Annotated in this window: 7 protein-coding genes; 1 reads left to right on the forward strand and 6 read right to left on the reverse strand. The window is 45.8% G+C overall.

Going from position 1 to position 8474, the window contains the following annotated elements; all coding sequences use genetic code 11:
• Positions 1 to 40: 40 nt before the first annotated feature.
• The 4 genes from HMPREF3216_RS03025 to HMPREF3216_RS03040 all read right to left on the reverse strand — a co-directional run bounded on the left by HMPREF3216_RS03025 (position 41) and on the right by HMPREF3216_RS03040 (position 6171).
• Positions 41 to 2809 carry a glycoside hydrolase family 31 protein gene (locus HMPREF3216_RS03025; protein WP_060786879.1) on the reverse strand — a complete coding sequence of 923 codons (2769 nt, stop codon included), beginning with the start codon at positions 2807 to 2809 and terminating at the stop codon, positions 41 to 43.
• A 69-nt stretch (positions 2810 to 2878) separates the two neighbouring features.
• Positions 2879 to 3712 (reverse strand): carbohydrate ABC transporter permease, encoded by an 834-nt coding sequence (locus tag HMPREF3216_RS03030; protein ID WP_060786880.1) that lies wholly within the window; start codon positions 3710 to 3712, stop codon positions 2879 to 2881.
• Positions 3709 to 4644 carry a carbohydrate ABC transporter permease gene (locus HMPREF3216_RS03035; RefSeq protein WP_081090941.1) on the reverse strand — a complete coding sequence of 312 codons (936 nt, stop codon included), beginning with the start codon at positions 4642 to 4644 and terminating at the stop codon, positions 3709 to 3711. The genes HMPREF3216_RS03030 and HMPREF3216_RS03035 overlap by 4 nt, the downstream gene beginning before the upstream one ends.
• Before the next feature lie 138 nt (positions 4645 to 4782).
• A complete protein-coding gene (locus HMPREF3216_RS03040; protein ID WP_060786881.1) occupies positions 4783 to 6171 on the reverse strand; it encodes an extracellular solute-binding protein in 1389 nt (462 codons plus the stop codon).
• Between the two features lie 282 nt (positions 6172 to 6453).
• Between HMPREF3216_RS03040 and HMPREF3216_RS03045 the strand changes: the two genes are divergently transcribed.
• The gene (locus HMPREF3216_RS03045; RefSeq protein WP_060786882.1) at positions 6454 to 7470 is read left to right on the forward strand and encodes a LacI family DNA-binding transcriptional regulator; all 1017 of its coding nucleotides are present in this window, start codon (positions 6454 to 6456) and stop codon (positions 7468 to 7470) included.
• A gap of 15 nt (positions 7471 to 7485) precedes the next feature.
• Here the strand turns inward: HMPREF3216_RS03045 and HMPREF3216_RS03050 are convergent, their stop codons facing one another.
• Both HMPREF3216_RS03050 and HMPREF3216_RS06615 read right to left on the reverse strand, forming a co-directional pair.
• On the reverse strand, positions 7486 to 8259 hold the full coding sequence (locus tag HMPREF3216_RS03050; RefSeq protein ID WP_020757289.1) for a TraX family protein: 774 nt from the start codon (positions 8257 to 8259) through the stop codon (positions 7486 to 7488).
• On the reverse strand, positions 8247 to 8474 hold a 228-nt coding region (locus HMPREF3216_RS06615; protein WP_230953853.1), incomplete at its 5' end, for a hypothetical protein. The genes HMPREF3216_RS03050 and HMPREF3216_RS06615, both read right to left, overlap by 13 nt.

The raw sequence follows: 8474 nt of genomic DNA on the forward strand, positions 1-8474 counted from the left end.
TACTCAAACCTCGCGCAATACCAAATAGGAAATCGCGCAGTTACAGCGCGCTGCGAAGTAAAATCTCCTCAAGCGCGCGTTTAACCGAATCAGGCAACGTACACTTCCATTGCGCCCACTTAGCAACCTCTGGGTGCTGCGGCGCATGCGCGTTAGTCAAGTCAACGCTTTGCTGATAGCGCTCAAACTCGCCCTCGCTAGTGTATTCAAGCGCGCAAAGCTCACTTATAGCACTCGCGCTGCCATCAGCCTGGCGAATCGCGTCAAAAGCAATCTCCTTGCCGCGGTACGGCATTTGCGCTTGTAAAAGCAACCTGTAGCAATCGCCAATCTTAGGGTCTTGCGCAATGCACAGCCCGCCATCCACAATCACGCGCACGCAATCGCCAACAGGCACATTGCGCACAGAAACAGTAAGACTTAAGTCGCCCTCTTCGCCTTCATATGAAACTTCTACAGCCTTAGATTCAAGCTGATTTTGCCCAACAAAAACGCGAACGCGCGAAAAGTCTGGGCAAGCAACGCCCCTAAACACCACGCTCCAATCGCGATTAGAAGGCAGCGAATCAACAGCACTAGCGCATCCTTTTGCTGCATCAATCACAAACTGTGTGGAAGCATTACCGTCGCGCCAAATCAACTCCATACGCGTATCGGCAGTTTTCCCAGCGCACGCGTCTTCAAAGCGGCCGCTATCTTCGCGCATCACAAATTCGCCGCAATCCCCTGGGAATGCAAGAACGCGCAAAGATCGCGGATTTTCAACGCTATTAACCGCAGCCGCCGCCTGCTCGCTACTTGCGCAGTCCGCCTCACTCGGCAAAACTTGCATCGGCACAATAGCCCCAGCACGCGCAAACGCTGGCACTCGGTCGATTCCTCGCCAAACCTCAAGCCTGCGCCCCGCACCGCCGCGCGAAACGTAGCGTCTTCCGTCAAAGAAATCGTACCAATCGCCTTCTGGAAGCCAAACGGCAGTGCACCCGCGCTCAACTTGCGCGCACCCCTTGCTAACGATTGGCGCAACAACAAGCTGGCTGCCAAAGCGGTACTCGTTCGGCATCTCGTATGCTGCAAGCGTTTCTGGCGATTGCCAATACATTGGCTCTACGATTGGCCTGCCGCAAACCGCCGCGCGATAGTTCATCGTATACAAATAAGGCAGCAATTGCGCGCGAAGTCGCAGCATTTTAACCATCGCGTCACGAGTTTCACGCGGGAAGTTCCACGGCTCCTTGCCTGCAAACGGCGAGCAGCTGGAGTGAAGGCGATTAATCGGGCTAAACGCGCCGAACGCATACCAGCGCGCCTCCAGCTCATCGCATCGCACGCCAAGCATGTGGCCGCCAATATCGTGGCTCCACCAGCCGTAGCCAATGTTAGACGCCGTAGAAGTAAAGTAAGTTTGGAAGGCCAGCGAATCCCACGTTGTTACGCTATCTCCCGAAAATCCCACTGGGTAGCGGTGCGAGCCTGGCCCCGCGTAGCGCGAGAACGTGAGCGGCCACGCGCCGCCGCGCCCCGAATCCTGGTAATGCACGTGGTTAAGCATCCAAAGCGGATCCAGCCCAGCCTGCTTCGTGACTCCGCCCTGCTGCCAATCAATCCACCAGAACCCAACGCCCTCGTTCTCCATGCGACGATGCATGTTTAGGTACGCGCGCAAAAAGCGCGGATTTGTAAGGTCAAACTCAACTGCCTTGCCGCTTGCTGGGTCAATTCCCATATCGCGCGCAACTTGCGCATAGTCTTCTTCAAACGCGCGCACGCCGTCTCGCGGATGCAAATTAAGCGTTGCGGTAAGCCCTTCGCTGGCAAGTCGGCGCAAAAACGCGCGATGATCTGGGAATAAATCGCGGTTCCACGTGTAGCCAGTCCATCCCGAACCGTACTTTGGGTCCACATCCGTTACGTGCCAATCCATGTCGATTACGGCCGTGGAGAACGGTATGCCTTCGCGCTTAAAGCGGCTCATTAGCTGCAAATATTCGTCTTGACTGTACCTGTAGTACCTGCTCCACCAGTTGCTCAGCGCAAATCGCGGAAGAAGCGGCTGCGCGCCCGTAAGCTTGTAAAAATCGCGGATTGCGCCAATATAGTTGTGACCGTAGCCAAAGAAGTATAGGTCTTTAGAGCTTTCGCCAGGCACGCCGCCATCCGCCTTTGCGCGCGGCTCCACCCATGCCCCGTATGGGTTTTCTTTTCCATCAACAGCAGCCGCATACGCGATTTTTGCCGAGCGCGAATCGTCTAACACGGCCCACCCGTCGCGAGATATTACGCCCGTTCCAAGCTTAACGGCCCCATCCGCCTCGTCCACCGTTCGCGCCGTGCCAAGCAGATTGCCGTGGCATTCGTCGCCGTAATGCCATGTGTTAAATTGCGAGCCTGGCACTCCGCGCACAACAATGCTCAAGCCCTCTTTGCTAAACGGCTGCTGGTTGTACGAAATCAACAGTTTTTCAGTTTCGACTTCTATCCAGCCATTTTCTAAGTTTTTTACACTATATTTTGGATTAAAAGATTTTGGATTAAAAGCGCGCGATGCTTCATCTTCGGTTGCTTGCGATTCTTCCGCGGCAAACTGCGCGCTGCCCTCAAAGTTTCGCCTTACAACTGTTTGCGTAGGCGCGTCTACAAACTCGCCGTTTTCGCTCCACTCAAGGCGCACAAGCGAATCCGTGATTAACGTAATTCGCCAATTTTTGCCGCTTATAACCTGCGACTCTTTTGCCTTAGACAGCGGATTTTTAGCGTAATCGTAAAAAATGTGCTCGTCTTGAACACCGCGTGCGTCTTGTAAAGTCATTCGGTTTGCCCTTTTCTACTTGCAACATCTACTTGCAACATCTACTTGCGACTTCTCTACTTATCTTTTCTACTTGCCGCTACCAGTTGAAATTCCAGCAATAAACTGCTTTTGGAACACCAAGTACACTACTATCACAGGAATAATAGCAAGCGATGCCGCAGCAAACAAACCGCCGTAGTCGGTTCCAAATCTTCCACTAAAAGTCTTCAATCCAACTGCAAGAAGCTGCTTTTTCTCGTCTGTAATCATAAGGAATGGCCACAAATAGTCTTCCCAATTCCACAAGAACGTAAATATTGCGAGCGCAGCAATCGTATTGTGGCTCATTGGCAAGATTATTCTGTGGAATATTCTAGAATCCGAAGCTCCATCCAGTTTTGCAGCCTCAATCAGTTCGTCGGATATTCCGCTTATTGATTGACGGAATAAAAAGATTCCGAATGCGCTTATTAAGCCTGGAACTATAAGCGCGCGATACGTGTCTTGCCAGCCAAAGCTAGTCATCATGTCGTATTGCGGAATGATTGTTACCGCCCAAGGAACCATCATTGTGCTTATTACTATTCCAAAAAGCAGATTTCTGCCACGGAACCTCATTTTTGCAAACACATATCCAAGAACGGCGCTTGTATAAATGGCTATTACTGTTTTAACCACCGATATAAACAGCGAGTTAAAGAATAGCCTCAAAAAGTCGAATTTTTCTTGAATCCCAACGTAATTTCCAAACGTACTTGGCTTTGGGAACAGCCCGCCGTCAACACGCACAATGTCGCTGTTTGGAGCAAAGGAAGATACAAACATCCAAATAAATGGCACGATTGTTAAGAAAGACAATAAGAATAGGAATATTGTAAGAGACCAGCTAATGATGCTCTTCTTAAGATTATGTTTTTTCATACTAACTCACTATCCTTAGACGCTTTAAACATTATGAATGTTAGGATTCCAGTGATTATAAATAGAACAACGCTCATTGCAGAGGCGATTCCAAAGTTATATTTTTGGAATGCTTGATCAAAAATCAAATAGCTGATTGTGTACGTTGATGTTCCTGGACCACCGTTGGTCATAACAAGAATCTGAACATACGCTTGAATATAGCCAATCATAGATGTGATTACTATAAAAAGTGTTGTTGGTTTTAGCAATGGAACTGTTATTCTAAAGAATTTTTGCACGCTGTTAGCGCCGTCGATTTCTGCCGCTTCGTAAACATCTTTTGGCAAGTTCATTAATCCAGCCAAATAAAGCACCGTTGCGTAACCAAAATCTTTCCAAATTGTCATTATTATGATTGCTGGCATAGCCCAAGTGGAACTGTGCAGCCAATTGATATTTAAGCCAGTAACTCTATCAATCATGCCAAACTGCGGGTCAAACATCCACATCCACACAAAGCTCACCGCCACCAACGGCGTGATTGTTGGCATGTAAAAAAGACCTCGCAATGTGTCTTTGCACTTAACCAGCTTGGAGCTTAACAACATTGCAAAACCAATGCCAAGAATAACTCGGAACACAACGGATACAAACGTAAAGATTGCAGTGTTTGCTATTGACTTCCAGAATAACTTATCTACTAAAATCTGTTTAAAATTATCTAGACCAACCCAATTGTATGTTCCAACAAGCGGATTCCATTCGTGGAAGCTGCCTGCAAAAGCCTTATATATTGGATAGGCAAGAAAAATCACAAAATAAACAATCAGAAACACTACTGCTATATTCCGAAAGGAGAAGGTTCGAGAAAGAGCAGTGCTTATTTTTGACATACCACCATTATGTTTTCTCATTTTGTACAAATGAGAATCCTGATTTACCTGTTTCATGATTTTCCTTGCCTTACCTACTGAGCACAATGATTACTAGTTATAGCTAGTTTTGACTAGGCAACTAATCGCTTATATCGATGTCGACTTATAGTCAACTTAAATCGACTATTTCTAGCTGCCTAGTCTGCTTTATTCTTACTTATGCTCTTTGAAGAACTCGTACTTACTTTCTGCAGACGTAAACTTAGAATTCTTCATATCTTTAACCATTGTTGCTTGAGCCTCTTTGATTGCAGCATCAATAGACTCGCCATTTTGCATAACGTTCTGGAAAGCAGCCTTGCTACTTGTTTCCACGGTAGAAGGCGTGATTCCTGGCCAGATTAGGCGATCTACACGCGGTTGAATCGCAGCCATTACTGGAGCCTTTAGAATCTCAGGATCGTTTTGCAAAGACTTCTTTGCTGGGAACGAGTTCAAATGTTTTACCGCCGAGCGAATAAACGCGTCGTTAGCAAGAATGAACTTAATAAAATCTTGAGCAACCTCTTGCTGTTCTTTTGACTGATGAGCGTTAATTCCTGGAGTGGATTCGCCGTTGAAGCGGTCGTAAGCAAATGGCTGTTCTTTTGTAAATGTTGGAGTTGGGAAGATTCCGTATTCAACATCTGGGTACTTTTCTTTTAGCACACCTTCAAGCCATCCCCAGGCATAAACCATTCCAGATTGACCGTTTCCAAAGCTCTGAGTGTAATCTGTACCAAAGTCGGTAGAAATAACCTTGTCTTTGTCGTACAAATCCTTCAAGAACTTCATGTTTTCACGCGTGACTTTGTTGTCATAATTAGGCTTCTTGCCACTTGCATCAAAAGCAAGCTCGCCACGCTGATAGTTCAATCCTTGATTGATTGCAGCATAAGCATCGCCATTCACGTTGAATCCAGCCTGTTCCATCTTGGAGCCGTTCCACTTAGTGAGTTTCTTTGCCACTTCGCGCAACTCATCCCAAGTTGTAGGAATGTCTGCCTCGGTTAAGCCAGCTTCCTTCCAAAGCTTCTTGTTGTAGTAAATGTTTCCCGTATTGATTACGGAGTCAATGTACTTTACATTGCCTTTAGCATCTTCATGCGCACTCGCCGTTGCATAATCCGATTCCATAGCAGCCTTGTCAATCTTGTAATCGGCAGCATATGGGCGAATAAGCTCATCCTTGGAATTGTGAATATTAAACAAAGCTGGGCCTTTTGTTCCCTTTAGAGCAAGTGGGAGCTTTGTCCAATAATCATCCCAAGCAACGTTCTTAGTCTTAAACTTTACATTTGGATAAATCTTTTGATAATCCTTAATCATGTCGTAAATCGGATCTGTGGATGCGTCTCCCCAGCTCCAATACTCAAGCTGGATTGGCTTTCCTTGATTTACTAAATGATTTGGGTCGTACTTTAAAGCTTGACCCATAACAGCTAGGCCTTTGTCTTTCTTTGTATCGGTTACTCCTGCTGTACCATTATTCCCACATGCGGCAAGCGTAGAAATCATGCCCAAAACTGCTATACAGGATATGCATATTTTTTTAATCTTCATTGTTACTCCACTTCCTCGTGAAATTGATGGGTAATTTTATAATATTGCTTTATGTTTGGTGCGGTCAAACATTAAAAATGTAAATGTAAAGGTTTTCATTTTAAATCCCTAATACTAGGCGATTTTTGCAAGAATAAACGCCCTTTAGACGGCGTGTCTAAAAATGTAAACCTTTTCATTTATGATGACTAGAAGCATGGTAATTAAAAAGAAATGCAGTTAAAACAGTAACAGTGTGATTAAAACAGTGTAGTTAAATAAAACTCTTAAAAGAGGTGCGATTTGTCAAAAACTAGTATTTGTGATGTAGCAACACTGGCAGGAGTGTCGATTGCAACTGTCTCCAGAACATTCGCACATCCAGAAAAAGTATCAGCATCTACTCGCGCAAAAGTTATGCGCGCCGCCGAACAGATGGAATTCACTGTTTCTAGAACCGCTGGGGAACTTAAAACAGGTAGGTCATACCGAATAACGCTTCTAATCGGAAGTAGCAAAATCGAATGGTTTAGCTCCGCGATTATAGAAGGACTAAATAATGTGCTACAAAAGAATGGCTACGACCTTGTAATCTACCTTTTAGAAGAAGTTGAGCAAAGAAAAACCTTCTTTAAAGAATTGCCTTTGCGCGCAAACACAGACGCAATAATCGTATCTTCATTCGACATAAGTAACAGCGAGGCAGAACAGTTGCAGCGCATAAATGTGCCAATTGTTGGAATAAACTGTACAGCTTCTAAAGTGCTTTCTGCATCAATCGGAATTGACGACGCACTCGGCATAAAACTTGCGATTCAACACTTAGCAACATTAGGGCATAGGCGTCTTTTATACGTGTATGAGCATTTTTGTTCGCCTTTCCACTTTAGCTCGTCAAGAAGAATCACAAGCTTTGAAAATGTGTGTAGAAATATTGAAGGCATGCAATGGAAAGTGCTGCCAATAGACACCAAGGATGACCCCATAAATGCCACACTTTCCGAAATTTTTGCACAAGATAATCCACCTACCGCAATATGTTTCCACCAGGATTCAACAGCAATGCCATTTTTGTTTAGATTGCAAAAATTGGGGATTCGCGTGCCAGAAGATTTGTCAATTATTGGATTTGACAATGGCACATATGCAAAAGAGGCAGAGCTAACTACGATTCGTCAAAATCCTAAAATTATGGCGGAACAGGCTGGCAATATTGCAATATCACTTATAGAAGGCAAGCCTGTAGCAAGAAGGCATATTACAGCCCCGTTGCAGCTTATTATAAGGAAATCTACGGCTGCACCTAAAGCAAAATCGTGAATACTAAGATAACGCCTAAAGCAAAATCGTGAACACGCTTGCGATTACAAGCATAAGCGGATACCACGCATACATAAGCCAGCGGAATTGCTTAGTTTGCTTAGGTCCGTCGCCATACGGACTGCGATAGTGAAGCACAGCCACGCCAACACCTGGCGCCAAAAGCGACATAGCGCCGAAAGCGCCTGCAATCAGCTCCATGCGAATCTCGTGGTTTTCTAGGAACCTAAAAATCAGCACAAATCCTAAAAGTAAAGCTCCGCCCCAAAAAATATTCTGCCTAAAGCCGACTTTGCCGAAAAGATTCCACAATATTCCTGCAACCAGGATCACTGCGATTGACGCCACTTTTTGCGCGCCCTTAAAACGCGCACGAACCATGTCGATTCCCGAAAGCACAAAAAGCGCAATAACAAGCCCAAACACTGGGTTTTGCGAGCGCATGTCGAAAGCGCAACCAAAGGTTGTAAAGTCGTACGGAACCTCGCAAATAAGCGCAAGCACAAGCAGCCGAAGCGTGTAAAGGTTTAGGTTATGCGTGTTTTGATAGCCACGAACAAGCAGCCACGCATACCACGGCAGAGCCGACCAGCTTATAACTTCGCACACTACGGCAGCGGTGAGGCTCCACATGTTGGAGTTGGAAAGGCCGCCAAAAAGGTGCGGAATAACGGTTGTGCCAAACGCGCTGAGCATCATCATTACAGCGCCGAGCAGCTTGAACTTTTTGAGCGTAATCCCCATTTTTATGTTCTTGTCTGCGCGGATCTTTGGTTTTAGCGCGTCCATAATTCACCTCTTGCTAGCACGCGTTGCGTTAAGTGCGTATAACGTTGAGTGCGTATAAGCTTTTGCCATTGTTGCAACGTTATTGACAACAGCGTTGACATCATTGCAATTGTATCAAACCCTAACTTAAATCTCTGTAGTGAGCTTTTTCTTTTATCCCGCGTTTGTTCCCTTTTGCCCGCATTTGTTCCCTTTTTGGCCCATTTCGTAAACAA

The organism is Gardnerella vaginalis (assembly GCF_001546455.1).
Classification (GTDB): domain Bacteria; phylum Actinomycetota; class Actinomycetes; order Actinomycetales; family Bifidobacteriaceae; genus Bifidobacterium; species Bifidobacterium vaginale_B.

Coding starts and splice junctions, on each gene's coding strand:
- HMPREF3216_RS03025 (WP_060786879.1), bottom strand. CDS start 2,809: ATGACTTTACAAGACGCACGCGGTGTTCAAGACGAGCACATTTTTTAC.
- HMPREF3216_RS03030 (WP_060786880.1), bottom strand. CDS start 3,712: ATGAAAAAACATAATCTTAAGAAGAGCATCATTAGCTGGTCTCTTACA.
- HMPREF3216_RS03035 (WP_081090941.1), bottom strand. CDS start 4,644: ATGAAACAGGTAAATCAGGATTCTCATTTGTACAAAATGAGAAAACAT.
- HMPREF3216_RS03040 (WP_060786881.1), bottom strand. CDS start 6,171: ATGAAGATTAAAAAAATATGCATATCCTGTATAGCAGTTTTGGGCATG.
- HMPREF3216_RS03050 (WP_020757289.1), bottom strand. CDS start 8,259: ATGGACGCGCTAAAACCAAAGATCCGCGCAGACAAGAACATAAAAATG.